Here is a 23,671-nt window from a genome sequence, read left to right on the forward strand (position 1 = left end):
AGATTCCTTTTGGAATCGGGGGCTGTCCTGCGCTACACTCCAGACGAGTTCGGGCGACTCGGGTAGGGACGAAGGCGCGCGAAGGGAATAGGGCGCTCCGGCAGGGAGGGAGCCGTGCTGATCGAAAGCTTCATCGAGGAGACCAATCGCTCGGGGACACCCGAAGAGGTATTTTCCTTGTACGAGCGGGCCCTGGGCGACCTGGGCTTCGATCGCGTCATGTACAGCGCCCTGGCCGACCATCCGGCTTACGACAGCGTCGGCTCGCCCGCGGTGATGCGCAACTATCCCGACGACTGGGTCAAGTACTACGTCGCCAAGAACTACATCGAACTGGATCCCGTGCGGACCTATTGCCTGGGCACCAACCGGCCCTTCACTTGGCAGGACATGATGGGGCGGACCAAGCTGTCCCGCGGCCAGCGGGCGGTGATGGATGAAGGCCTGGAAGCGGGCCTGCGCGACGGATTGGCGGTGCCGCTGCACGGCCCCTACGGCGAGGTCATGGGGGTCGGGATGGCCAGCAGTTTCGGGGGGACCGAACCCGAACGGCGCCTGGGCTTCATCCATGCCCTGACCGTGCAGTTCCATTCTGCATATACGGCGCTCGCGTTGCCGATGCTGTCCGACGCGCCGACAGTGCGCCTGACCGCCCGCGAGATCGAGATTCTCAAATGGGCGGCGGCGGGCAAGAGCAACGGGGTTATCGCCGACATTCTCGGCATTTCGGAGCACGGCGTCGATTTCCACATGCGCAACATCCTCGCCAAGCTGAAGGCGGATTCGCGCCTGACCGCCGTGGTCAAGGGCTATCGCCTGAGACTTATTTCCATTTAATCACAATAACTTAAGCGGACCCTACGAGGGTTCGTAGGCTGTTTCCGAGCCGGATCGGTGGTTTGTTGTTTCCAACGAACCACCCGGCAGAGGAGCAGCCCCAATGATCGATTGCGTCACCCTCGAAACTTCCCACCTGTTCGGCAGCGCGCTGGCGTCCCAGCACCGGCTGCGGCACCGGGTCTTCGTCGAGCGCCAGCAGTGGAACATCCCCTCCTACCGGGGCATGGAGTACGACCAGTACGACACCCCGGCCGCCCATTATCTGGTCTGGCGCGACGAGACCGGCGAAGCGCGCGGGGTATCCCGCCTGAGCCCGACCGACCGCCCCTACATGCTGGCCGACCAGTGGCCCGACATGGTGTCCAAGGCGGATCTGCCGGCGTCGCCCGATGTCTGGGAAGGCACCCGCTTCGGCATCGACCGCGACCTCGATCCGGCGCTCCGCAAGCGTATTCTGGGCGAATTGGTGACCGCCTACCTGGAATTCTGCCTGCGCCATGGCGTGCGGCAGATCGTCGGGGTCATGCCGACCCTGATCTGGCGCGCCGTCTTCGTCAATTCGGGCTGGCCCGTCGAATTCATGGGCGATGTCCGGCGCCTGGGCCCCGACAAGGTGGCCGCCGGGGCCATGGACGTCTCGCCCGGGGTCTTGGCCCGTGTCCGCGCCAAGACCGGAGTCCACGAACCGGTCCTGCGCACCGCCGACGACCTGCTGATGCAGCAGCGGGCCCTGGTGGCGTGATGAGCCGCGAATCGCCCCTGCAAACCGCCGAGGCTCTGCTTCCCGGGCTCCAGTATCTGGCCCGGGAGGCCCTCGACGCCGGCCTGATGGACATCGCCGGGATCATCGGCAAGGCCGCCAACGACGTGATCTTCTGGATGCACGCCAACGAATCCGACCCTCTCGATCAAGACCTTACCAACACCACCGTGGGAGAAGACAATGGCCGGCAACATAATCTCGCTTCTTGAACGTCGTCTGGCCCGCAAGGCCGCCATCGCAACCAAGGAGCCGAGCCGGGAGGCCGTGTCCCTGGCATTGCGCTACCTGATGGAGGATGCCATGGCGGTGGGCGAGGACGGCTTGGTCCGCATGCTCGACCTGGCCGCCGTCGAGGCCCCCGAGCCCTTCTTCGGCGAGGGCTATTTGCCACCCGCCGAGGACGGGATCGACGAGATCCAGACCTTGGACGGCTTGGCCGACTGTCTGTCCCAACTGGAGACCGAGGCCAAGCAGGCCGGAGATCCGATCATGCCCTTCCTGATCCGCATCGCCGGCCAGAAGGTCCGGCGGCGAAGCGCCGCCGAGTAGCGGGGACCGCGCCAACGGAAACGGCGGGGCCGCGAGGCCCCGCCGTCGTTTCGTCTTCGCTTCGCCGAATCCTATCGGTTTTGCCGGTTCTCGACCAAGCTGTCGACCACGGTGGGATCGGCCAGGGTCGAGGTGTCGCCCAGGTTGGAAAAGTCGTTCTCGGCGATCTTGCGCAAAATCCGACGCATGATCTTGCCCGAACGGGTCTTCGGCAGGCCGGGCGCCCACTGCAGCCAGTCGGGACTGGCGATGGGGCCGATTTCCTTGCGTACCCAGCCCACCAGTTCCTTCTTCAATTCGTCGGTCGGCTGTTCGCCCACCTTCAAGGTGACGTAGGCATAGATGCCCTGGCCCTTGATGTCGTGCGGCGCGCCCACCACGGCGGCTTCCGCCACCTTGGGATGGGCGACCAGGGCGCTTTCCACTTCCGCCGTGCCCATGCGGTGGCCCGACACGTTGATGACGTCGTCGACACGGCCGGTGATCCAGTAGTAGCCATCCGCGTCGCGCCGGCAGCCGTCGCCGGTGAAGTACTTGCCGGCATAGGTGGAGAAATAGGTCTGCACGAAGCGGTCATGGTCGCGGAACACGGTGCGCATCTGGCCGGGCCAGGAATCGGCGATGCAGAGGTTGCCCTCGCAGGCCCCGTCCAGGACCTTGCCGTCGGCGTCGACGATTTCCGGCCTGACCCCGAAGAAGGGCCGGGTGGCCGAACCGGGCTTCAACGCCGTGGCGCCGGGCAGCGGGGTGATGAGGATGCCGCCGGTTTCCGTCTGCCACCAGGTATCCACGATGGGGCAGCGGCTGTCGCCGACGTTCTTGAAGTACCACATCCAGGCTTCCGGATTGATGGGCTCGCCCACCGACCCCAGCAGGCGCAGGGAAGCGCGGCTGGTCTTCTTGACCGGCGCCTCGCCTTCGCGCATCAGGGCACGGATGGCGGTGGGGGCGGTGTAGAAGATGTTGACCTTGTGCTTGTCGATCACCTGCCAGAAGCGTGAGGCGTCGGGGTAGTTGGGGATGCCCTCGAACATCAGGGTGATGGCGCCGTTGGCCAGCGGGCCGTAGACGATGTAGCTGTGCCCGGTGACCCAGCCCACGTCCGCCGTGCACCAGTAGATGTCGCCGTCCTTGTAGTCGAAGACGTACTGGTGGGTCATGGCGGCATAGACCAGATACCCGCCGGTGGTGTGCATCACGCCCTTGGGCTTGCCGGTGGAGCCGGAGGTGTAGAGGATGAACAGGGGGTCCTCGGCGTTCATCTCCTCGGGCTCGCAGGCGGCGGGTTGCTTGGCGACGATGTCCTCGTACCAGACGTCGCGGCCTTCCACCCAGTTGATGGCGCCGCCCGTATGCTTGACCACCACCACGGTCTTCACGGTCGGGCACTTGGCGACGGCGGCGTCGGCATTGGCCTTCAAGGGCACCTTCTTGCCGCCGCGCAGGCCCTCGTCCGACGTGATGACGCAATTGGAATCGCAATCCTGGATGCGCCCGGCCAAGCTGTCGGGCGAGAAGCCGCCGAAGACGATGGAATGGACCGCGCCGATGCGGGCGCAGGCCAGCATGGCCACCGCCGCCTGGGGAATCATGGGCAGGTAGATGGTGACCCGGTCGCCCTTCTTGATGCCCTGGGCCTTCAGCGCGTTGGCGAGACGGCAAACGTCCGCGTGCAGTTCGCGGTAGCTGATATGCTTGGAAACGTTCGGATCGTCGCCTTCCCAAACGATGGCCGTCTGGTCGCCGCGCGTCGCCAGATGACGGTCCAGGCAGTTGGACGAAACGTTCAGGGTGCCGTCATGATACCACTTGATGTGGACCGGCGCGGTGTAGCTGACGTCCTTGACCTGGGTATAGGGCTTGATCCAGTCGATGCGCTTGCCCTGCTCGGCCCAGAAGGCTTCCGGGTTCTCGACGGATTTCTTGTAGAGTTCCTGGTACTTGGCGTTGTCGATCCAAGCGGACTTGGCGAGGGCATCGGGAACCGGAAACAGCTCGTTGGACATGGTGGGTTGCTCCCCCTGTTGGTGAAGGGGCATCCGGAGACCGGGCCCCCTGTGCGACGCGAATGGCGTGCCGGATTATCTTCAGAATCCAGCGGCGAAACAAGTGTGGAAGCGAACTATTCCCCACCGGCCACGATGTAGCCGTCGCGCAGCGAGATGGGGATCGCCTTCAGGTCCTTGCCCTTGCAGGGCCCGGCGATGCAGTGGCCGTCCTCGATACGGAACAGGGCGCCGTGGTTGCCGCACAGGATGTGGGACCGGTCCAGGGCAAGGAACTGGCCCTTGGTCAGGTCCAGCGGAGCGCCGACGTGGGGGCAGGAATTGACATAGGCCGCCACCCGGCCCCGGTGGCGGATCACCATGGCCTGCACGGCCTTGCCCCCCAGGGTCAGATCGACCCGGACCGAGCCGGGATCGGGAATGTCGTCCAGGCGGCAGAGCACCTGGCCCGTCATCGGCCCAACCCGCCCAGGGCACGAATACGGTCCCAGGCTTCGTCGGGAATGGGCATCACCGACAGGCGGGCCTGGCGGACCAAAGGCAAATCGGCCAGCAAGGGATCGGCCTTGATTTCAGCCAAGGACACCGGGCGCGGCAGGGCCTGGACGGCTTCCATGTCCACGCAGACGAAGCGGCCCGTGGGGTCGGTGGGATCGGGATAGGCCTCGCGGACCACCCGGACGATGCCGACCACCGCCTTGCCTTCCACCGAATGGTAGAAGAACGCCAAGTCGCCCCGGCGCATGGCCTTCAGGAAGCCGGCCGCCTGGTGGTTGCGCACCCCGGTCCAGGGCTCGACGCCTTTGGCGGCATGCCGGTCCCAGGACCAGGCGGCCGGTTCCGACTTCACCAGCCAGAAGGCCATGGATCAGAGAATCCCGATGCCTTCCAGCTTGCGCCAGGGCTGCACGGTGACGGTCTCGAACAGGCCCGCCCTGTAATAAGGGTTGTTTTCCAGGAAGCTTTCGACCGCCGGCCGGTTATCCATATCGACGACGATCACCGTCCCGGTCTTGCCCACCCCGTCGTCGGCCAGCGTCGGGCCGGCGCAGATGACGTTCTTCTTGAACAGGGCCAGGTACTGGGCGTGCTTCTTGCGGTTGGCCTCGCGCAGGTCGTCGGCGTTCGGCTTGTCGATTCCATGAATCAGGAACAGCATGGGCAATCCCCCTGTTTCCGGGTGGCTCCGGTATTGCAGTGTAAGGAGATTCCCCGCCGATGGCAAAACGTGAGTGGCCTTACGGGGAGTTTTCTTCCGGAACCTTCAGCCACACCCGCCGGCCTTCCACCTTGACCGGGCAGGGACGGGCGCAGCCCCGGTCGGGCGCGGCCGCTTCCCCGCTTTCCAGGTGGATGCACCAGGAATGCATCGGGCAGGTGACGTGCTCCCCGTGGACGATGCCCTGCGACAAGGGGCCGCCCTTGTGGGGGCAGCGATCCTTGAGGGCGCGGACGCGGTCCTGTCCGTCGCGAAAGACCGCGATGTCCCCGGCCGCCGTATGGACCACCCGCGCCCCCAGGGCCGGAATGTCGTCGACGCCGCCGATGTCGATCCAAGATGTCATGGGCTATCCCGCTTTCTTGAGAACAGGGCCGGCCAGGTCGGCCAGAGGTACGAATTCATGGGCCTCCGCCCCCGCTAGGGCCCGTTCCGCCCAGGGATCGTCCTGGGCATGCTTCTGGGAAGCCAGGAAGCGGGCGAAGAGGGCCTGGCGGCCCGCCGCGTCCCCGACGATCCGGTCTTTCACCCGATCGATCCCGATCCGCTCCACCCAGGGGGCGGTGCGTTCCAGGTAGCGGGCCTCCTCGCGATAGAGCTGCAGGAAGGCGCCGGCGTATTCCAGAACCTCTTCCTGGGTTTCCACCTTGCATAGAAGGTCGGTGACGCGCACCGCGATGCCGCCGTTGCCGCCCACATGCAGTTCCCATCCGGAGTCCACGGCGATCACACCGAAGTCCTTGATGGTCGCCTCGGCGCAGTTGCGCGGACAGCCCGACACCGCCAGCTTGAACTTGTGCGGCGTCCAGGAACCCCAGGTGAGCTTCTCCAGGCGCACGCCCATGTCCATGGACGGCTGGGTGCCGAAGCGGCACCATTCGGAACCCACGCAGGTCTTCACCGTGCGGATGGCCTTGCCGTAGGCGTGGCCGGAAACCATGCCCGCTTCGGACAGGTCCTTCCAGATGGCGGGCAGCTTTTCCTTGGGCACGCCCAGCAGGTCGATGCGCTGGCCGCCGGTCATCTTGACCGTGGGGATGCGATGTCTCTCCGCGACCTCGGCGATGGCCTTGAGTTCCGCGGGCGTGGTCAGCCCGCCCCACATGCGGGGCACGACCGAAAAGGTGCCGTCCTTCTGGATGTTGGCATGGGCCCGTTCGTTGACGAAGCGCGACTGGGGGTCGTTGCGGTACTCGCCGGGCCAAGCGGCCAGGAGGTAGTAGTTCAGGGCCGGCCGGCAGGAAGGGCAGCCGGTTTCGTTCTTCCAGTCCAGGGCCTTCATGACGGCCGGAATGGTCTTCAGGCCTTGGGCGGCGATGCGGCGGCGGACCTCGTCGTGGTCCAGATCGGTACAGCCGCAAAGCGGCTTGACCGCCGGCCCCGCCTTGAACCCTTCCCCCAATGCCAGCTTGAGCAGTCCTTCCACCTTGCGGGCGCAATTGCCGCAGGAGGCCGAGGCCTTGGTATGGGCCTTGACCTCCTCCAGGCTGGCAAGCCCCTTGCCGGCGATGGCGTCAAGGATGGTGCCCTTGGACACGCCGTTGCAGCCGCAAATTTCGGCGTCCAAGGGCATCTCCGCCAGGCCGCCGCCCACGGGCGCCCCGGCCAGGACGGCCGCCGCCGCTTCGCCGAACGCCAGCGCGTTCCTGAAGGGCGTTATGTCGGTACCGGCCTTCAGCAGGTCGAAATACCAGCCGCCGTCGGCGGCATCGCCGTAGAGCACGGCCCCGTCCAGCCTGCCGCCGCGGACCACCAGCTTGCGGTAGACCCCGCGCGCCCGGTCGTGCAGCACGATTTCCTCGCAGTCCTCGCCCCCTTGGAAATCGCCCGCCGAGAAGACCTCGATGCCGGTCACCTTGAGACGGGTGGCGGTCGCGGTGCCGGCGTAGGCCGAATCCGCCTGGCCGGCCAGATGGTCGGCGCAGACCTTGGCCATCTCCCACAAGGGCGCCACCAGGCCGTAGCATTGGCCGCGATGTTCCGCGCATTCGCCGACCGCGAAAACGGCCGGGTCGCTGGTCCTCAGGTCGTCGCCGACCACCACGCCCCGGTTGACCGCCAGCCCCGCGGCCTGGGCCAAGGCCACGTTGGGACGGATGCCGATGGCCAACACCGCCAGGTCGGCCGGGATATCGCGGCCGTCGGCCAGGCGCAGGCCCTGCACGCGGCCGTCGCCATAGATTTCTTCCGTCTGGGCGTTGGTGAAGAAGGACAGGCCGCGCCCGTCCAGGTCCCGCTTCAGCAGTTCGCCGGCCGTTGCGTCCAACTGGCGTTCCATCAGGGTGGGCATCAGATGGACCACCGCCACCGACATGCCGCGCCTCGCCAGGCCGTTGGCCGCTTCCAGCCCCAGCAGGCCACCGCCGATCACCACGGCGCGGCGATGCCGGCGCGAGGCCTCGACCATCTTCTCGACATCGCCGATATCGCGAAACGCCACCACGCCGGGAAGCTGGATGCCGGGAATGGGCGGCGCCACGGGCAGGGAACCGGTGGCCAGCAGCAGCTTGTCGTAGGGCACCAGGACGCCGCTCCGGCTTGCCACCAGCTTCAACTCGCGGTCGATGGATTCCACCGGGTCGCCGGCGATCAGATGGATGCCCCGATCATCGTACCAGGACTGGGGGTGAGTGACGATGCCGGCCAGTTCCTTTTCTCCCGACAGCACGTGGGAAAGCTGGATGCGGTCGTAATTGCCATGGGGTTCGGCACCGAACACCGTGATGTGGTAGCGGCCGGGGTCCCGCTTCAGCAGTTCCTCCACCGTGCGAATGCCCGCCATGCCGTTGCCGACGACGACCAGCCTTTCCTTCATGGAAATTCTCCTTCAGGCGGCGAGAATTGACGGGGCGGCGTGGCGCTCGTGCAGGAAGCGCAGCACTTCGGCCCGGTAGTGGTTGTAGGTCGGATCGTCGGCCAGTTCGATGCGCCGGCGGGGCCGGGGCAGGTCCACGTCCAGGATCTGGCCGATGCCGGCCGACGGGCCGTTGGTCATCATGACGATGCGGTCCGACAGCAGCACGGCCTCGTCCACGTCGTGGGTAATCATCATCACCGTGTTTTGCAGCCGGCCGTGGATCTCCACCAGCGAGTCCTGGAGGTGCGCCCGGGTCAGCGCGTCCAGGGCGCCGAAGGGCTCGTCCAGCAGCAGCACCTTGGGTTCCATGGCCAGCGCCCGGGCGATGCCGACGCGCTGCTTCATGCCGCCCGAGATTTCGGCGGGCCGCTTGTCGAGCGCGTGGTCCATGCGCACCAGGCGCAGGTTGTGGAGGGTCCAGTCGTGGCGCCAGGCCTTGCTTTTTTGCCTGGCCTGGCCCTTGTCCACGCCCAGGCGGACGTTCTCGTAGACCGTCAGCCAAGGCAGCAGGGAATGGTTCTGGAAGACCACCGCCCGGTCGGGGCCGGGCTCATCCACCTCGGTGCCGTCCAGCAGCACCCCGCCCGTGGTGGCCTTGAGCAGGCCGGCCACGATGTTGAGCAAGGTGGACTTGCCGCAACCGGAATGGCCGATGACCGAGATGAACTGGCCCTGGTCGATGGGCAGGGAGACGTCGCGCAGGGCCTCGAAGGTTCCCTTGTCGGAAGCGAAGGTGATGCCGACGTTTTCGATGCTGAGATAGGCGTTCATGGTTTTCTCCTCAGGCGCGGGCGACGCGCTGGCCGATCCATGAGATCAGGCGGTCCAGCATGAAGCCCACCAGGCCCACATAGACGAGGGCAAGGATGATTTCGCTCATCAGGGAACTGTTCCAGGCGTCCCAGATGAAGAAGCCGATACCCACGCCGCCGATCAGCATCTCGGCCGCCACGATGGCCAGCCAGGACAGGCCGATGCCGATCTTGAGGCCGGTGAAGATGTAGGGCACCGTGGCCGGCATCATGATGCGCAGGAAGTATTCGGCCGGCGACAGCCGCAGCACCCGGGCCACGTTGCGGTAGTCCTCGGGGATGTTGCGGATGCCCACCGCCGTGTTCAGGATGATCGGCCAGATGGAGGTGATGAAGATGACGAAGATCGCGGAAGGATCGGCGTTGCGGAAGGCGGCCAGCGAGATGGGCAGCCAGGCCAACGGCGGCACGGTGCGCAGCACCTGGAAGATGGGGTCCAGGGCGCGATAGGCGACCGCGCTTTGGCCGATCAGCACGCCGAGGGCGACACCGGCGATGGCCGACAAGGTGAAGCCGAGGGCGACCCGCTTCAGGCTGGCGGACAGGTGCCAGAACAGGCCCTTGTCCACCCCGCCCCGATCGAAGAAGGGATCGGCGATCAAGGCCCAGGTATCGGTCAGCACCTTGGTAGGAGGCGGCAGGGAGGCGCCGGGCTGGCTGCACAGGAACTGCCAGGCGCCGAGGATGAGGGCCAGGCCGATCAGGGGCGGCAGGGTCGCCGTCCCCAATTCCTTGAGGCGGAGGCCCAGCGAGGCCAGCCGGGCCCGCACCCGTCCGGGGGCGGGCGGGCAGGGAGCGGCCAAGGCGGCCGATGTGGTGCTGTTCACGGCAGGCTCCATGGGTCAAATGCGCTTGATGGCGAGGCTCGCCAAGTAAGCCTCGGGGTTGGCGGGATCGAAGGTCTTGCCGTCGAAGAAGGTCTCGACGCCACGCGACGGACTCTTGGGGATGTCGGCGTCGGCGACGCCCAGGGCCCGGGCGGCCTCGCGCCACAGATCCTCGCGGTTCACCTGCTTGACCAGGGCCTGGCGGTCCAGGTCCTTGGGCTGATAGCCCCAACGCTGGTTTTCCACCAGGAACCACAGGTCATGGCTCTGGAAGGGATAGGAAGCGTGGTTCTTCCAGTACTTCATGACGAAGGGGCTGTCCTTGACCACGCGGCCGTCGCCGTAGTCGAACAGGCCCTTGGCGCGGTCCATGACGTCTTCGACCGGGACCTTGATCCATTCGCGGCCGGAAACGATCCTGACCATTTCCTCGATGTTCTTCTCGCACCACTGGGCGGCTTCCTGGACCGCCATCAGCACGGCCTTGGCGGCCTTGGGGTGCTTGTCCACCCAGTCGGCACGCATGGCCAAGGCCTTTTCGGGATGACCGCTCCACAATTCGCCGGTGATGCAGGCCGTGTAGCCGATGTTCTGGTGCACGAGCTGCAGGTTCCAGGGCTCGGCCACGCAGAAGGCCTCCATGGTGTTGACCTTCATGTTGGCTACCATTTGCGGCGGCGGCACGGTGATTGTCGAGACATCCTTGTCGGGATCGATGCCCGCCGCGGCCAGCCAATAGCGGATCCACATGTCGTGGGTGCCGCCGGGGAAGGTGTTGGCGCACTTCAATTCCTTGCCGGCGGCGCGGGCCTTGGCGAAGGCGTCCTTGAGCGCCTTGGCCTCCACGGTGACCTTGAGGTCCTTGTAGGCGTTGGCCACCGAGATGCACTGGCCGTCCGTATTCAGCCGCGCGAGCAGATACATGGGCAGCTTGGCGTTGTTCTTGGTGATCCGGCCCGACGCCATCAGATAGGGCATGGGCGAGAGGATATGGGCACCGTCGATGCCGCCCCCCGCCGAGCCCAGTTCCAGGTTGTCGCGGGTGGTGCCCCAGGAGGCCTGCTTTTGCACCACGACGTCGGGCATGCCGTGCTTGGCGAAGAACCCTTTGTCCTTGGCGACGATCAGGGGCGCCGCGTCCATCAGGGCGATGAAGCCGAAGACGGCCTTGGTGGTTTCGGGGGCATCCGCGGGCGCGGCCCAGGCGCCGCCCGGCAGCAGCAGCCGGGTCCCGGCCAAGGTTGCGGCGGCGCCAAGCGCGCCTTTGAGAACGGTACGGCGGTCGGTGGTGCGGTTGGTCTTGTTCATTCCTTTGGTCCTCGTCCCTTGGTGGCGACTGCCTGACGGCGGGTCTTGGGACCAGGACCAACGCAACGGTCATGCCAATTGGAAAAGCATGGCTTTCCAATACATTAGTATTTTATGATTTGCGGGATATGCCTAATACTTAGGCATGGTATCGTGAGCGCCTAAGAATTAGGCAACACTTTCTTCCAGCGGCGGATTTCCACCGACCGGAACAGACCGGCCTTGCGGTAGGGATCGCCTTCGGAAAAGGCCCGGGCGGCCGCATGATCGGGGAAGTCCATGACGAGCAGGCTGCCCACCATGCCCTCGCCGTCGTCGGTCTGCAGGGGGCCGGCGAAGACGAGCTGCTTTTCGAAGCTCTTCAGGTAGTCCAGATGGGCCTGGCGGTTGGCGAGCCGGAGCGCCTGCGCATCGGGCCGGTCCAAGGCGAAGACGACGAACAGCATGGGATCACCCCTTTCCCTTGAATTCCGCGCCCACGGGGCGGGCCAGCAGGCCGGCTATGGTTTCCTCCACCCCCGCGCCGCCGTTCAGCACCGCGTCCACGGCGCGGCAGATGGGCATGTCCACGCCATGGCGACCGGCCAGGGCCATCACCGAAGCCGCCGTGTAGACCCCTTCGGCCACCGACTTGCGTTCGCCCAGCACCTCGCCCAAGGAACGCCCCTCGCCCAGGGCGACGCCCAGCGAGAAATTGCGCGACTGCATGGCGTTGCAGGTCAGCACCAGATCGCCCAGCCCCGACAGTCCCATGAAGGTGGATGCCTTGGCGCCCAGGGTGTCGCCCAGGCGGATGATCTCGGCCAAACCACGGGTAATCAGCGCCGCACGGGCGTTGTCGCCCAGGCCACGGCCTTCGACGATGCCGCAGCCGATGGCCAGCACGTTCTTCACCGCCCCGCCCAGTTCCGCCCCCACCATGTCGTCGGAGGCATAGACGCGAAAAGGCGCACTGCCCAGGGCCGCCGCCAAGGTCCGGGCGAGCGCCAAGTCGGACGAAGCGAGAGTCACGGCGGTGGGCAGGCCGTGCGCCACCTCGGCGGCGAAGCTGGGCCCGGACAGGACGGCCAGCGGCGCCTGGGGCAGGACGGCGGCCACCGCCTCGCTCATCAAGGCGCCGGAACCTTGCTCGATGCCCTTGGCGCAAATGACGGCGGGCAGCCCCGCCGGCCAAACCGCGGCGACGGAAGCGCAAACGCGGCGCAGGAACTGGGCCGGCGCCACCAGCAGCACGGCATCCGCTTCCAGGGCTTGGGCCGGACCGGTAATGGCGCGGATGGCGGGATCAAGGGCGATGCCGGGCAGGAAGGGGTTCTCGTGCCGGTCGTTGACGGCCGCGGCGACCTCGGGCTCGTGAGCCTGCAGCACCACGTCGCGCCCGGCGCGCCGGGCCGCCACGGCCAACGCCGTCCCCCAAGCCCCCGCCCCGACGATGCCGATCCGTTGGATATCCATGTCCCTGTTATGCCAGAGAAGGACGGGGGGATGCCAGGGGGGACGAGGATGGCAACGTCGGGAGCACCCTACCCCGCCCGCGCCTGCAATAGCCGTTCCACCCGCAGCAGGTTCTTTTCGATGACGTAGACGGTCTTGGTGCGGCCTTCCTTGGCGAAGACCTCGATGGCACCCAGGAAACAGGCGTGGGCCTCGTCGAGCAGGACCGGATCGGACGTCCGCTTCGCCAGGGCGAAGGTCGCCGCGCCCAGATTGTTGGCCGTCTGCGCCCAAAGCAGGGGCGCCAGGTCGCGGCGACGCACTTCCAGCGACTTGCGGAAGGCGGCGGCTGCCAGCTCCAAGCCCGCGTTGCCCTGCACCTGCTCGCCCAGGGCCAACAGGGCGACGCCCATCTCGTTCTGCAATTCCCCCCAGCGCCCCGGCATGGCTTCGCGGGTGATGACCTGGGCCGCCGCCTCGAAGGCGGTCACCGCCTCCTTCAATTCCTGGGCCCGCCCGGCCAGCTTGGCCGCCTTCTTGTGCAGCACCCGCCCCAGGCGCAGCTGGGCCAGGGCCCAGTCGTGGGGAAAGCTGCTGCGGCCCAGGGTGTCGATCACCGCCTGGTAGGCCTTGGCCGCCGCATCCAGAGGTTCGGGCGAGCCGTTGGCTTCCGACAGGGCCTCCAAGTTGGCGGCCAGATGACTCTGGCAGAGCGCCCAGGTAAGCGGCGCTTCCTCGCGCGGGCAGCGGGCAAGCGCTGCCGAAAAGGCCTCGGTCGACCGGCGCAGTCGGTTCATGTCCTTGGTCAGCCGGTAGACCATCCCCAGTGCGTTGCCCAAGGCGTTCAGCAGGGTGGCGATCTGAGCCGGGGCCAAGCCCTGAGGCGGAATCTCGATGAAGCCGTTGGCCCGATCCGCCGCTTCGGAAAGAACCAATGAAAGCCGGTAGCGCTGACCCTCCCGCGCCGCCGCCGCCGCCGCGAGCGTCACGGCCGCCAGGACCGGCTCGATCTCGTCGGCCAGGGCGGCCGGCAGTTCCAGGGTGTCGCCCAGGCCGAACGTGCCTGGCCGCCCTTCCGCGTCCGCCTTGGCGGACAGAAAGCGCAGGGTCGTCGCCTGGCCATCGGATTCGCCCCAGATCAGCAGGTCGACCGCTTCGGCGGTCAGCCAGTCGCGCCCCAGGTCGGCGGCGGCCAGGAGCTTCTGCGCGAGATTGCCGGGCCCGGTCGGTTTCAAGACCCGGTCCCAACGACGCACCTCCACCGCCTTCACCCGCTCCAGCAAGGCCAGAAGCCGGGCCGTCGCCGCCTCGCCCCCGGTGCCGTCCAGGCGACCGACGGCGACGATCGCGGCCGGCGGCTCGGATTCGCTTCCCGGACGCCCGGGCACCCCGGCCGCCGCCGTCTCGTCGGCGGATGCGGACGGGGGCTTGAACAGCCATCCCAGTAGGGACCGCAGGAACATCATGGCCAGCATCGCTCGTGTTTTTCGGGACCCCGCGAAGGGGAAGAGCGATTTTTCGGCTGAAGCCGCGCCGGAGTCCAGCGGTTATTCGTCAATGCGTATCAGCCGCCATTTCATGCGGGCGCCGCGGGCGCCAAGCTGGCCGTTGATGGTGATCTGCTCGCTGCGCCGGGCTGCGTCGGGACGGCCCCAGTAGAGGCTTTCCTCCAGCTTCACCTTGCCGCCCCACCCCTGGAATCGCCAACCGCCGCCGCTTGCCAGGCGCAGCAGAACCGACGTCTCGTCCCCTACCAGCGAGGCCCGCACGTCGGGATGCAGGTGGAAGCGCAGACAGTAGAATTCTCCGCCCTCGGCCGGCCGGCCGGACTGGCGGGCGAATTCATCCTCGCCCTCCAGCAGGTCGCCGGAAGAATCAAGGCGCAGCCGACGATTATGAACGATGCCGAAGGGCTTGGCGTAGCCGTCATGCCCGGCTTCCAGCCAAACCATCCCGTCCATCTCGCCGCGCGCCGCGCTTACCTGGGCGCGGCGCTCGCCCATGGTTCCGTCCTTGTGGATTTCGCTGGAATTCGTCTCGCCCACCGTCGCCGTGGAATGGGCCGCCGTGGCGCGCAGGGCCTGGCGCCACAGGAGTTCGTCGCCACCGAAAGAGCCGCAGTTGACGATCAGCCGATGCTTCCCGGCGCTCATCTCGAAGGCAAGCGCGCCCGCGTGGGCCTCGCGGTCGGCGGTCGGAGGAGGAGGACTACCGGTATCCACCAGCACCAGGGCCCGCCCTGCGGCCAGCCGCTGGTACCCGCTGTGCGGAGCGCTGGACAGGGCCTGGCCGCGCGCGCCGGCCTGGGACAGGACCGAATCGATCTGGCGGCGGTCATCCTCCCAGCCTCCGTTGAAAACCGCCAGGCCGCCGTCCCCGTGCCGCAGGGCCCGGAGCAGCGGCGCCATGCGGTCGATGGCACCCAGCAGGGATACGGGAATCTCCGCCCGCGCCGCCACCAGCGCCGTGCGGATGTCGGCCAGATGGTGCAAGACCTCCAGGTGCAGCGAAGGATTGCGTTGCCAATGGCCGCCGTCGGGCAGGATTTGGAGCCGGATGGCGTCTTCCAGGAGTCGCATTCCCAGGGTGACCGCCTTGTCCTGGGCCGGCAAGGCCAAACCGGCAAGAATGGTCCCCTTGAGGGCGGAAAAGGCGGCGGCGGTCGGTTCCGCCCCGCCGCCCGACCGCACCAAGTGCCGGAGCTGCTCGGCCAGAGATGCCAGGAAGCGCTGGCGGAAAGCCTCGTCGGCACCGCCCAGCAGGAAGTCGCCGCTAGCCACCCAGGCGGCGAGACGCAGCCCCATGACATCCGACCGCCAAGCCACCGGCTGCCAGCGTCCATGGCGGACGATCCAGCCGGAAACCAGGGATCGTGCCCGATCACGGGCCGCGCTGGACGCCAGGGCGCGAAGATCGGCCAGCCAGGAAAAGCCATGCAGCAGGGCTTGGGTACGAACGGCCTTGATCCGAATCGCCCAGGGATCCGGCCCGGCGGCGAGCCAGCTTTCGCCCAGTTGGAATTCGCCGTCCAAAATCGACTTGCCCAAGGCTGGATCGCCCGACCAGGGATCGGGGGGAATCAGGCGCAGACGATCCGATACCGGCCCTCGGAGAGTCAGGCCATAAAGGGGCGTGCCGTAAACGAGGCGAAGGAGCGGATCGAACAGCCGGCGGCGCATGGCCGGTCCTCCCGCCAATAAGGATGTCGACACAAATCCAGGTATCAGGTTCGTTCGGGAACCGCAAGATGCGCCGCCACGGCCATCAGGGTCACGGCAATCCACAGGGCGCCGTGCCACCAGTTCTGCCAAGCGCCGAAACTGGCCGCGACGAAGATCAGCGCCGTGGCGTATTGGCCGACGATGGCGGCGGCGGCCGGACGGCCGGGAGCCCATGCCAGAGCCTCGCGGAGGATGACGAAGGCCAGGGCGGCCAGCAGGAAGGCTCCCACCGCTCCCAGTTCGAGCCAGACCTGAAGGGGAATGTTATGGGGATGGAGAGGCATGACCTGGGCGTCGAATCGGGCACCCGTCGAAGCCACGTCCATATGGATTTCCCGGTTGCCGCCCGGGATGCGCGGCGAGGCCGCCATGCCCCAGCCCAGCCAGGGCCGTTCGGCGATGCGGTCGACGGCGAAATTCCAGATGATGGCGCGATGGTACGCGGAATTGGGAAGAACGATCTCCCTCTCCTGCAGCCGGTCGGGAGCGAGCAGGGTGGCCGTCAGCAAAGGCGCCGCCAGGATCGCCGCCGCCGCCAATCCCCCCAGGACATCCCCGGCACGACGGCCGAGAACCCATGCCGCCACGGCCGCGGCTCCCCCCGCGCCTAGGGCCAGAAGGCCGGTGTTGTAATGGATGGCCAACGCCACCGCCGCCAGGGCGGGCAAGGCGGCAAGACCGAGAAGGCGGGCCGGCCCCCGTCCGACGCCCAACATCATCGGCCAGGCCAGCAAGGCCAGGAACGCGAGATCGCGGTTGAGCCAGAAGATTTCCCGGCGCTCCCATTCCGGATTGCGAAGGACCAGACGGCTGACCTCGCCGCCGGTAAGGAACTCCAGCGCCAAAAGAATCGCGTTGATCGCGATCCCCGTCATCCAGGCCCGCCGGACCGTCTTCCGCCCCGCGTCGTCCAGGCGGCGGGCCAACCCGAAGAGAAGGGCGCCGGCCGCGCTGCCGGCAAGGAAGCGCAAGGCCCCTTGGATCGCCGCCGCGGAATCCACGGCCCACAAGGACGACGCCAGGGCCCAAACCCCCAACAGCAGAAGGGGCAACCCGACGGCCGGCGGCAGATGAAAGGGCCGCACCCGCCAAGTCAGGGCGATGGATAGCGCCAGGGCGGCTCCGCCATAGGCCAGCGGCGCGAGCCCCAGGGGGGCCACGTAGGCCAACGGCGGAGCGATAAGGGCCACGGCCGCGAGGGCCGCGGCCGCCTGTCCCTCCAGGGTGGCGGGAAAGACCATGTGGAGCCTCAGTCCAGCTCGAAGGCGTTCTTGTAGTCAGCGGCCAGGGCCGGGTCCTGATCTTCCTTCCGGAGGAAGCAATCGCCGCAGACCAGGATCTCGATCCCGGTGCCCATGAAGCAGCGGAAGGCGTCCTCCGGCGTGCAGACGATGGGTTCGCCCCGCACGTTGAAGCTGGTGTTCACCAGTACCGGACAGCCGGTCAGTTCCTTGAAGCGGGAGATCAGCGCGTGGTAGCGCGGATTGGTCTCGGCATGGACCGTCTGGATGCGGGCCGAATAGTCCACATGGGTCACGGCCGGGATTTCCGAACGCGCCACGTTCAGCTTGGCGATGCCGAATAGGGCCTGTTCCTCGGCGGTCATGACGCGGCGGCGGCTTTCCCTCACCCCGTCCACCAGCAGCATGTAGGGGCTATCGCCGTCGAACTCGAACCAGCCGGCCACGTCCTCGCGCAACACGGAAGGCGCGAAGGGCCGGAAGGATTCCCGGTACTTGACCTTCAGATTGAGCATCTTCTGCATGGAGGGCGAACGCGGATCGCCCAAAATGGAACGGCCGCCCAGGGCGCGCGGCCCGAATTCCATGCGCCCCTGCAGCCAGCCCACCGCCTTGCCGTCGGCAAGCGCCCGAGCGGTGGCGGCGATGGTCTCCTCGGGCTTCAAGGCCGAGAACCTGGCGCCCGCGGCGGTCAGACGCTTCTCGATGTCCGCCTGCTCGAAGGCGGGCCCCAGGTAGGAACCCCGCATGGCGTCCAGACCCGAGAGGACCGGACGCGGACCGTCCTTGTGGATGTGATAGGCGGCCAGGGCGGCCCCCAGGGCGCCGCCGGCATCGCCGGCCGCCGGCTGAATCCAGATGTTCTTGAACTTGCCGTCCCGCCGCACTTTGCCGTTGGCGACGCAGTTCAGCGCCACGCCGCCGGCCAGGCACAGGTTTTCCGCCCCCGTCTCGGCGGCGATGGAACGGGTCAGGCGCAGCATGACCTCCTCGGTCACCGCCTGGACCGAGGCCGCCAGGTCCATGTGCTTCTGGGTCAGCGGCTCGTCGGGCTTGCGGGCCGGCCCGCCGAACAGGTCGGCGAAGCGGTCGTTGGTCATGGTCAGCCCGGTGCAATAGTCGAAGTAGGACTGGTCCAAACGGAAGCTGCCGTCGGGCTTCAGGTCCATCAGCTTGTCCAGGATCAGGCCGGCATGCTTGGGCTCGCCGTAGGGGGCCAGGCCCATGACCTTGTATTCGCCCGAGTTGACCTTGAAGCCCGTATAGTAGGTGAAGGCCGAATAGAGCAGGCCCAGGGAATGGGGGAAATGTATCTCCTTGACCACTTCCAGCCGGTGGCCGTCGCCCATGGCCAGCGAGGTGGTCGCCCATTCGCCCACGCCGTCCAGCGTCAGCACCGCGGCCCTGTCGAAGGGCGAGGGAAAGAAGGCGGAGGCGGCGTGGCTCAGGTGGTGTTCGGCGAACAGGAGCTTGTTCATCCAGTCGAAGCCGGGGGCATGTTCCTTCAGCTTCCTGGACAGCAGGTCCTTCTGGAACAGCTTCTCACGCAACCACAGCGGCATCGCCATGCGGAACGACCGGAAGCCGCGCGGCGCGAAGGCCACGTAGGTCTCCAGCAGCCGCTCGAACTTCAGGAATGGCTTGTCGTAGAAGGCGACGAAATCGATGTCGTCCAGGGTGCAGCCCGCCTCGCGCAGGCAGTACTCGATGGCATGGGAGGGATAACCGGCATCGTGCTTCTTGCGGGTGAAGCGTTCCTCCTGGGCCGCCGCGACCACTTGGCCGTCCCCGACCAGCGCCGCCGCGCTGTCGTGGTAGAAGGCCGATATGCCAAGGATGCGCATGGGCCTAGAACAGGGTGTAGATGAAGGGGGCCACCGCCGAACCCTGGCTCAGCACGATCAGACCGCCGAACAGCGCCATCATCACGATGATGGGCAGCAGCCAGAACTTTTTGCGCATTTTCAGGAAGGACCATAGCTCCTTCAGGAAGGACATGGGAACGTGCTCCTAGAACTGGTTGCGCAGGGATTCCGGCGCCGGACCAGGCGGATACCGTTCGATCCAGTAACTGTCGGCCTTGGGGTCGAACTTCAGGTGGAGAAGATCCTTGCCGAGAGCCCGCATGATCAGGCCGGTAGGGAGAAAGGCGCCGAAGAACATCAGGCCCATAATCAGGGGAGTCATCACCTTGTGCAGCAGCATGCCGAAACGGAACCAAGCCCGGTTCAGAGGTTTCAGTGCCGCCGGTACCGCCAGGGCGAGCGCCAAGAAGAAGAAGGCGGCACCCAGGGCCAGGAGCCGGGCAGGCTCCCCCACCATCAGGGGCCAAAGCCCGATGATCGCGAAGATCGCCGTAAAGACGAAGCCGAAGGATCGCTCCGATCCCATCTTGGCTTCGTCCTTGCGGTCGAGACTTTCGTGGAAAGTGGCTTTCTGCGTCAAGGCCTGCGCTCCTTTGAGCGGTATGTCTACTATGGCCGCCCTTCCTGAGCAAGGTCACAAGCGGCGCAGGCGGACGGCGAAGAAGCCATCCATGCCCTGGCTGGGCAGAGTTCGCAGGTCCCCCGCCGGGGTCAGGAGTTCGTACCGCCCTCCGACCTCTTCCGCCCGCAAGCGGACCCGCTCCACCGGCAGGTGCGGCACCAGATGGGCCGGCCCTTCGTCAGGCTGCAGGGAACAGGAGCAATAGACGATCATACCGCCCGGCTTGACCATTTCCACGGCCGCCGCCAACAGCCGCGCCTGGGCCTGGGCCATTTTCGCCACGTCCTCGGGCCGCTTGAGCCGGGCGACGTCGGGATGGCGGCGAATGGTACCGGTGGCCGAACAGGGGGCGTCCAGCAGGACGGCATCGGCCGGGGCCGCGGGCCGCCAGGTTTCCCCGTCGGCCGCCACCAGATCGGCGTCCAGATGCAGGCGGTCCAGGTTCTCGCGCACGCGAAGAAGGCGGGGGGCCGAACGGTCGATGGCCGTCACCCGGGCCCCGGCGGCGGCCAATTGCGCCGTCTTGCCCCCCGGCGCGGCACAAAGGTCGATCACGGCCCTTCCGGCGACATCGCCCAGCAGACGGACGGGCAGGGCGGCGGCGGCGTCCTGGACCCACCAAGCGCCCTCGGCAAAGCCCGGCAGATCCTGGACGGCACCCCCGGCCGTCCGGCGCAAGGAACCGGTCGGCAGGATATCGGCTTCCAGCTTCGCGGCCCAGGCGGCCGGGTCGCCCTTGGCCGTGATGTCCAACGGGGCCTCGGCCAGATGGGCGTCGGCAATGTGGCGAGTCGTCTCTTCCCCATAGGTCGCGACCCAGGAATCCCAGAGCCAGTCCGGGGTGTTCAGGCAGGGCGCATCCTGTCCGGCGATCAAGGCGGCGCCCTCGCGCTGCAGGCGCCGCAGCACCGCGTTTATCAGCGCCTTGAAGCCGCCCAGGCGGGCATCGCCGGCCGTCAGGCGCACCGAGGTATCCAGCGCCGCATGGGCCGGCACGTCCAGGAACAGCAGCTGGGCGACGCCTAAGCGCAAGATGTCGCGCGCCCCCGCCGCCTTGGCCGGAAGGGGCTTATCCAGGCAGCCGGCGATCAGGGCGTCGATCTGGCCCAGGCGGCGAAGCACGGTGGCGACCAGCAGGCGGGCGAAGCCGCGGTCGCGCGTCGACAAGGCCGCGAGCCCCCGATGGGAATCCAGCGATTCGTCAAGAGGCCGGTGGCGGTCGAGCACGGCGGCCAAAAGATCGAGGGCGGCGGCGCGGGCGGCGATGTCGGAAGCCATGCCCCTCTCATGCCTCGCATTGGATTTGACCGCAAGCCCTTCGCTGCCTACTCTTCGGTCATGGACAGAATTCTGGTCACCGGTGCCGACGGCTTCATCGGCTCGCACGTGGTGGAACGCCTCGTCGCCGAGGGGTACGAGGTGCGGGCCTTCGTTCTCTACAATTCCTTCAATTCCTGGGGCTGGCTGGACCATTCCCCGCCTGCGGTGAAGAAGTCCATCCAGGTCTTCGCCGGCGACGTCCGCGATCCCCACGGGGTGCGCGAATCCATGAAGGGCTGCGACACGGTGCTGCACTTGGCGGCCTTGATCGCCATCCCCTATTCCTACCATTCGCCCGCCACCTACGTGGAAACCAACATCGCGGGGACGCTCAACGTTCTGCAAGCGGCCCGCGACCAAGGCATCGGCCATGTGGTTCAGACCTCGACCAGCGAGGTCTACGGCACGGCCCGCTTCGTGCCCATCACCGAGGACCACCCCCTGCAAGGCCAGTCGCCCTATTCGGCAACCAAGATCGGGGCCGACCAGATGGCGCTCGCCTACCACCTGAGCTTCGGCCTGCCGGTGACCGTCATCCGCCCCTTCAACACCTACGGCCCCCGCCAATCGGCGCGCGCCGTCATTCCCACCATCATCGCCCAGTTGCTGTCCGGACGGCGGAAGATCCGACTGGGATCGCTGCATCCCACGCGCGATTTCAACTACGTCAAGGACAGCGCCCGGGCCTTCGCCCTGCTGGCCGACAACACCAGGGCCGTGGGCCAAGTGGTCAACATCGGCAGCAACTACGAGATTTCCATCGGCGACACCGCCCGCCTGATCGCCGAGGTCGTCGGCTGCGACCTGGACGTCGAGACCGACGATCTGCGCATCCGTCCCGCCTTGAGCGAGGTGGAACGGTTATGGGCCGACAATTCGAAAGCCCGCGACCTGCTGGGCTGGACGCCGGAGTACGGGGGCCTGGACGGTTTGCGGCGTGGGCTTGCGGAAACCGTCGAATGGTTCCGCGAACCAGCCAACCTGGCCCTCTACAAGGCCGACCGCTACAACATCTGAATCTGATCGAATCAACCCCAGGGGCCGCGAACGGCCGGGCGGCCGGCGCCGCCGGCCAGGGTGCGCAGGCGCGCCACACGGTCTTCAATGGCCGGATGGGTCGAGAACAGGCTCTGCAGCGAGGCCCCGCTCAGGGGATTGACGATGAACAGGTGCGCCGTGGCCGGATTGGCTTCGGCGGTTTCATTGCGGATATGGGCCGCACCCGCTTCCAGGCGTTCCAGGGCCGAGGCCAACCACAGGGGATTGCCGCAGATGCGCGCCCCTTCCCGGTCGGCCGCGTATTCGCGGGTGCGCGAGATCGCCATCTGCACCAGCATGGCGGCGATGGGAGCGAGAATCATGATGACGATGCCGCCGATGGGCCCCACCCCGCCCCGCCCATCTTCGCCGGACCGATGGCCGCCGAAGAACATGGCGAAGTTGGCCAGCATGCCCAAGGCGCCGGCGATGGTCGCCGTGACGGTCATGATAAGCGTATCGCGGTTCTTCACATGGGCCAGTTCGTGGGCCATGACGCCGGCCACTTCCTCGCGCGACAGGATGTTCATCAGGCCCGTGTTGATCGCCACCGCGGCATGTTCGGGGTCGCGGCCGGTGGCAAACGCGTTGGGCTGGGGATCGTCGATCACGTAGACCCGCGGCATGGGCAGGCCGGCGTTGGCCGCCAACTCGCGGATCAGCCCATACAGCTCGGGGGCCTCCTGGTGGCTGGCCTCGCGGGCGTTGTACATCCCCAGCAGCATGCGATCAGAATTCCAGTAGGCGAACAGGTTGGAGGCCAGGGCGAGACCCAGGGCGATCACCATGCCTGCCTCGCCGCCGATCAGGTAGCCGACGGCCAGGAACAGGCCGGTCAGGCCGGCCAGCAAGAGCGCAGTGCGGGTGTAGTTCATGGCCTAGTCGTCTCCGTATCGCCAGAGGAGCGCATCGCTGCTAATGTAGTCCCATGACGGACGATCGCAAGGGCGCGCCGGCGCCCCCGCCCCTTCCCGAGCCGCCCCAGCCGCCCGCGGCGGAACCCGCCAAGCCGCGCGAGATTGGCGGCCCCAAGGGTCCCGAACCCACCCGCTACGGCGACTGGGAGAAGAACGGCCGCTGCATAGACTTCTGATCCGCCCGGACAAAACCCATATAATTCAAATTGTTGCCTGGCATCACCCGGAACTCTTGGGCTGGTTATGTTTACACTTTGTTTTCTGACGCCGACATTGTATAATGTCCTATGACGCTCGTCCAAGGGGTATGTTGCCATGTGGGTCGATTGGACCGCCCGTATCGCCGTCGTTCTGGCGGGCATCGCCGGGGGGCCTGCCCCCGACGGCGACCTGCTGGCCGCCGCCAGCGGCCTGCGCGGCCCGGTGCCGGGGCCGGTGGAGGCCCGGGTCGTCCGGGTGATGGACGGCGACACCCTGCTGGTCCGCGCCCGCCCCTGGGTGGGGGTGGAGGTCGAAACCCGGGTGCGGATTCTCGGCATCGACGCCCCCGAGCTGCATGGGGCTTGCGAGGAGGAACGGCGCCTTGCCGCCAAGGCCAAGGACCTGCTGGAGGCCTCGGTAGCCGGCGGACCCGTGTTCCTGCACGAAGTGCGCGACGACAAGTATGGCGGCCGGGTGCTGGCCAGGGTGGCCACGGCCGCAGGCACCGACTGCGCCCAGACCTTAATCGGCGCCGGCTTGGCGCGGCCCTACGGGGGCCGCAAGCGCCAGCCCTGGTGCCCCCCGCCTTGATCCCGCGGCACCGGACGGCTACCCTCTTCGGCGGAGGATC

At 67.1% G+C, this 23,671-nt stretch carries 26 protein-coding genes; 7 read left to right on the top strand and 19 right to left on the bottom strand.

Annotated features, from left to right (window positions below):
- The first annotated feature begins 114 nt into the window (after positions 1-114).
- The 4 genes from H7841_00080 to H7841_00095 all read left to right on the top strand — a co-directional run bounded on the left by H7841_00080 (position 115) and on the right by H7841_00095 (position 2,152).
- A complete protein-coding gene (locus H7841_00080) occupies positions 115-837 on the top strand; it encodes a LuxR family transcriptional regulator (GenBank protein MEO5335278.1) in 723 nt (240 codons plus the stop codon).
- Between the two features lie 103 nt (positions 838-940).
- Positions 941-1,582: a GNAT family N-acetyltransferase gene (locus tag H7841_00085; GenBank protein ID MEO5335279.1), complete on the top strand. Its 642-nt coding sequence runs from the start codon at positions 941-943 to the stop codon at positions 1,580-1,582.
- Positions 1,582-1,812, top strand: coding sequence for a hypothetical protein (locus H7841_00090; protein ID MEO5335280.1), 231 nt, complete (start codon positions 1,582-1,584; stop codon positions 1,810-1,812). The genes H7841_00085 and H7841_00090 overlap by 1 nt, the downstream gene beginning before the upstream one ends.
- Positions 1,784-2,152 carry a hypothetical protein gene (locus tag H7841_00095; GenBank protein ID MEO5335281.1) on the top strand — a complete coding sequence of 123 codons (369 nt, stop codon included), beginning with the start codon at positions 1,784-1,786 and terminating at the stop codon, positions 2,150-2,152. The genes H7841_00090 and H7841_00095 overlap by 29 nt, the downstream gene beginning before the upstream one ends.
- A 71-nt stretch (positions 2,153-2,223) precedes the next feature.
- On the opposite strand, the gene acs is transcribed toward H7841_00095, so the two are convergent.
- The 18 genes from acs to H7841_00185 form a co-directional block, all read right to left on the bottom strand.
- Entirely contained in the window at positions 2,224-4,158 is a 1,935-nt protein-coding gene (gene acs / locus H7841_00100; GenBank protein ID MEO5335282.1) for an acetate--CoA ligase, read from the bottom strand.
- A 116-nt stretch (positions 4,159-4,274) separates the two neighbouring features.
- Positions 4,275-4,613: a Rieske 2Fe-2S domain-containing protein gene (locus H7841_00105; GenBank protein MEO5335283.1), complete on the bottom strand. Its 339-nt coding sequence runs from the start codon at positions 4,611-4,613 to the stop codon at positions 4,275-4,277.
- Positions 4,610-5,023, bottom strand: a complete 414-nt coding sequence (locus H7841_00110; GenBank protein ID MEO5335284.1) for an EVE domain-containing protein — start codon at positions 5,021-5,023, stop codon at positions 4,610-4,612. The genes H7841_00105 and H7841_00110 overlap by 4 nt, the downstream gene beginning before the upstream one ends.
- A 3-nt stretch (positions 5,024-5,026) precedes the next feature.
- Positions 5,027-5,317 carry a YciI family protein gene (locus H7841_00115; protein ID MEO5335285.1) on the bottom strand — a complete coding sequence of 97 codons (291 nt, stop codon included), beginning with the start codon at positions 5,315-5,317 and terminating at the stop codon, positions 5,027-5,029.
- A gap of 79 nt (positions 5,318-5,396) precedes the next feature.
- Positions 5,397-5,723, bottom strand: coding sequence for a nitrite reductase small subunit NirD (gene nirD, locus H7841_00120; protein MEO5335286.1), 327 nt, complete (start codon positions 5,721-5,723; stop codon positions 5,397-5,399).
- Positions 5,724-5,726: 3 nt separating this feature from the next.
- A complete protein-coding gene (gene nirB / locus H7841_00125) occupies positions 5,727-8,192 on the bottom strand; it encodes a nitrite reductase large subunit NirB (protein ID MEO5335287.1) in 2,466 nt (821 codons plus the stop codon).
- 12 nt (positions 8,193-8,204) lie between these two features.
- The gene (locus H7841_00130) at positions 8,205-9,005 is read right to left on the bottom strand and encodes an ABC transporter ATP-binding protein (protein MEO5335288.1); all 801 of its coding nucleotides are present in this window, start codon (positions 9,003-9,005) and stop codon (positions 8,205-8,207) included.
- Positions 9,006-9,015: 10 nt separating this feature from the next.
- The gene (gene ntrB, locus H7841_00135) at positions 9,016-9,873 is read right to left on the bottom strand and encodes a nitrate ABC transporter permease (GenBank protein ID MEO5335289.1); all 858 of its coding nucleotides are present in this window, start codon (positions 9,871-9,873) and stop codon (positions 9,016-9,018) included.
- Positions 9,874-9,888: 15 nt separating this feature from the next.
- The gene (locus tag H7841_00140; protein ID MEO5335290.1) at positions 9,889-11,181 is read right to left on the bottom strand and encodes an ABC transporter substrate-binding protein; all 1,293 of its coding nucleotides are present in this window, start codon (positions 11,179-11,181) and stop codon (positions 9,889-9,891) included.
- A 161-nt stretch (positions 11,182-11,342) separates the two neighbouring features.
- On the bottom strand, positions 11,343-11,627 hold the full coding sequence (locus H7841_00145; protein ID MEO5335291.1) for a YciI family protein: 285 nt from the start codon (positions 11,625-11,627) through the stop codon (positions 11,343-11,345).
- Positions 11,628-11,631: 4 nt separating this feature from the next.
- Entirely contained in the window at positions 11,632-12,636 is a 1,005-nt protein-coding gene (locus H7841_00150; GenBank protein MEO5335292.1) for an NAD(P)-dependent glycerol-3-phosphate dehydrogenase, read from the bottom strand.
- 68 nt (positions 12,637-12,704) lie between these two features.
- On the bottom strand, positions 12,705-14,081 hold the full coding sequence (locus H7841_00155; protein ID MEO5335293.1) for a hypothetical protein: 1,377 nt from the start codon (positions 14,079-14,081) through the stop codon (positions 12,705-12,707).
- Between the two features lie 81 nt (positions 14,082-14,162).
- Complete coding sequence (locus H7841_00160; GenBank protein MEO5335294.1) at positions 14,163-15,794, bottom strand: heparinase II/III family protein; 1,632 nt, start codon at positions 15,792-15,794, stop codon at positions 14,163-14,165.
- Positions 15,795-15,838: 44 nt separating this feature from the next.
- Positions 15,839-17,077, bottom strand: a complete 1,239-nt coding sequence (locus tag H7841_00165) for a hypothetical protein (GenBank protein MEO5335295.1) — start codon at positions 17,075-17,077, stop codon at positions 15,839-15,841.
- Positions 17,078-17,085: 8 nt separating this feature from the next.
- Complete coding sequence (locus H7841_00170; protein ID MEO5335296.1) at positions 17,086-18,921, bottom strand: carbamoyltransferase; 1,836 nt, start codon at positions 18,919-18,921, stop codon at positions 17,086-17,088.
- Between the two features lie 4 nt (positions 18,922-18,925).
- Positions 18,926-19,075 (bottom strand): DUF5989 family protein, encoded by a 150-nt coding sequence (locus tag H7841_00175; protein MEO5335297.1) that lies wholly within the window; start codon positions 19,073-19,075, stop codon positions 18,926-18,928.
- Between the two features lie 12 nt (positions 19,076-19,087).
- Positions 19,088-19,522 (bottom strand): hypothetical protein, encoded by a 435-nt coding sequence (locus H7841_00180; GenBank protein ID MEO5335298.1) that lies wholly within the window; start codon positions 19,520-19,522, stop codon positions 19,088-19,090.
- A gap of 54 nt (positions 19,523-19,576) precedes the next feature.
- On the bottom strand, positions 19,577-20,842 hold the full coding sequence (locus H7841_00185) for an MFS transporter (GenBank protein MEO5335299.1): 1,266 nt from the start codon (positions 20,840-20,842) through the stop codon (positions 19,577-19,579).
- Positions 20,843-20,902: 60 nt separating this feature from the next.
- Here H7841_00185 and H7841_00190 point away from each other — a divergent pair, with 60 nt between their 5' ends.
- On the top strand, positions 20,903-21,901 hold the full coding sequence (locus H7841_00190; GenBank protein MEO5335300.1) for an NAD-dependent 4,6-dehydratase LegB: 999 nt from the start codon (positions 20,903-20,905) through the stop codon (positions 21,899-21,901).
- Between the two features lie 11 nt (positions 21,902-21,912).
- Here the strand turns inward: H7841_00190 and htpX are convergent, their stop codons facing one another.
- The gene (htpX, locus tag H7841_00195) at positions 21,913-22,797 is read right to left on the bottom strand and encodes a zinc metalloprotease HtpX (GenBank protein MEO5335301.1); all 885 of its coding nucleotides are present in this window, start codon (positions 22,795-22,797) and stop codon (positions 21,913-21,915) included.
- 53 nt (positions 22,798-22,850) lie between these two features.
- Here htpX and H7841_00200 point away from each other — a divergent pair, with 53 nt between their 5' ends.
- Together H7841_00200 and H7841_00205 are read left to right on the top strand one after the other, a co-directional pair.
- Positions 22,851-23,015, top strand: coding sequence for a DUF1674 domain-containing protein (locus H7841_00200; GenBank protein ID MEO5335302.1), 165 nt, complete (start codon positions 22,851-22,853; stop codon positions 23,013-23,015).
- Positions 23,016-23,154: 139 nt separating this feature from the next.
- Positions 23,155-23,631, top strand: a complete 477-nt coding sequence (locus H7841_00205; protein MEO5335303.1) for a thermonuclease family protein — start codon at positions 23,155-23,157, stop codon at positions 23,629-23,631.
- The last annotated feature ends 40 nt before the right edge of the window (positions 23,632-23,671 follow it).

Source organism: Magnetospirillum sp. WYHS-4 (assembly GCA_039908345.1).
Taxonomy (GTDB): Bacteria; Pseudomonadota; Alphaproteobacteria; order Rhodospirillales; family GLO-3; genus JAMOBD01.

What these genes read in the sequence shown, in the direction of transcription:
- H7841_00085 (MEO5335279.1), top strand. Translation starts at nt 941, where the DNA reads ATGATCGATTGCGTCACCCTCGAAACTTCCCACCTGTTCGGCAGCGCG.
- H7841_00090 (MEO5335280.1), top strand. Translation starts at nt 1,582, where the DNA reads ATGAGCCGCGAATCGCCCCTGCAAACCGCCGAGGCTCTGCTTCCCGGG.
- H7841_00095 (MEO5335281.1), top strand. Translation starts at nt 1,784, where the DNA reads ATGGCCGGCAACATAATCTCGCTTCTTGAACGTCGTCTGGCCCGCAAG.
- acs (MEO5335282.1), bottom strand. Translation starts at nt 4,158, where the DNA reads ATGTCCAACGAGCTGTTTCCGGTTCCCGATGCCCTCGCCAAGTCCGCT.
- H7841_00105 (MEO5335283.1), bottom strand. Translation starts at nt 4,613, where the DNA reads ATGACGGGCCAGGTGCTCTGCCGCCTGGACGACATTCCCGATCCCGGC.
- H7841_00110 (MEO5335284.1), bottom strand. Translation starts at nt 5,023, where the DNA reads ATGGCCTTCTGGCTGGTGAAGTCGGAACCGGCCGCCTGGTCCTGGGAC.
- H7841_00115 (MEO5335285.1), bottom strand. Translation starts at nt 5,317, where the DNA reads ATGCTGTTCCTGATTCATGGAATCGACAAGCCGAACGCCGACGACCTG.
- nirD (MEO5335286.1), bottom strand. Translation starts at nt 5,723, where the DNA reads ATGACATCTTGGATCGACATCGGCGGCGTCGACGACATTCCGGCCCTG.
- nirB (MEO5335287.1), bottom strand. Translation starts at nt 8,192, where the DNA reads ATGAAGGAAAGGCTGGTCGTCGTCGGCAACGGCATGGCGGGCATTCGC.
- H7841_00130 (MEO5335288.1), bottom strand. Translation starts at nt 9,005, where the DNA reads ATGAACGCCTATCTCAGCATCGAAAACGTCGGCATCACCTTCGCTTCC.
- H7841_00140 (MEO5335290.1), bottom strand. Translation starts at nt 11,181, where the DNA reads ATGAACAAGACCAACCGCACCACCGACCGCCGTACCGTTCTCAAAGGC.
- H7841_00145 (MEO5335291.1), bottom strand. Translation starts at nt 11,627, where the DNA reads ATGCTGTTCGTCGTCTTCGCCTTGGACCGGCCCGATGCGCAGGCGCTC.
- H7841_00150 (MEO5335292.1), bottom strand. Translation starts at nt 12,636, where the DNA reads ATGGATATCCAACGGATCGGCATCGTCGGGGCGGGGGCTTGGGGGACG.
- H7841_00155 (MEO5335293.1), bottom strand. Translation starts at nt 14,081, where the DNA reads ATGATGTTCCTGCGGTCCCTACTGGGATGGCTGTTCAAGCCCCCGTCC.
- H7841_00160 (MEO5335294.1), bottom strand. Translation starts at nt 15,794, where the DNA reads ATGCGCCGCCGGCTGTTCGATCCGCTCCTTCGCCTCGTTTACGGCACG.
- H7841_00165 (MEO5335295.1), bottom strand. Translation starts at nt 17,077, where the DNA reads ATGGTCTTTCCCGCCACCCTGGAGGGACAGGCGGCCGCGGCCCTCGCG.
- H7841_00170 (MEO5335296.1), bottom strand. Translation starts at nt 18,921, where the DNA reads ATGCGCATCCTTGGCATATCGGCCTTCTACCACGACAGCGCGGCGGCG.
- H7841_00175 (MEO5335297.1), bottom strand. Translation starts at nt 19,075, where the DNA reads ATGTCCTTCCTGAAGGAGCTATGGTCCTTCCTGAAAATGCGCAAAAAG.
- H7841_00185 (MEO5335299.1), bottom strand. Translation starts at nt 20,842, where the DNA reads ATGGCTTCCGACATCGCCGCCCGCGCCGCCGCCCTCGATCTTTTGGCC.
- H7841_00190 (MEO5335300.1), top strand. Translation starts at nt 20,903, where the DNA reads ATGGACAGAATTCTGGTCACCGGTGCCGACGGCTTCATCGGCTCGCAC.
- htpX (MEO5335301.1), bottom strand. Translation starts at nt 22,797, where the DNA reads ATGAACTACACCCGCACTGCGCTCTTGCTGGCCGGCCTGACCGGCCTG.
- H7841_00200 (MEO5335302.1), top strand. Translation starts at nt 22,851, where the DNA reads ATGACGGACGATCGCAAGGGCGCGCCGGCGCCCCCGCCCCTTCCCGAG.
- H7841_00205 (MEO5335303.1), top strand. Translation starts at nt 23,155, where the DNA reads ATGTGGGTCGATTGGACCGCCCGTATCGCCGTCGTTCTGGCGGGCATC.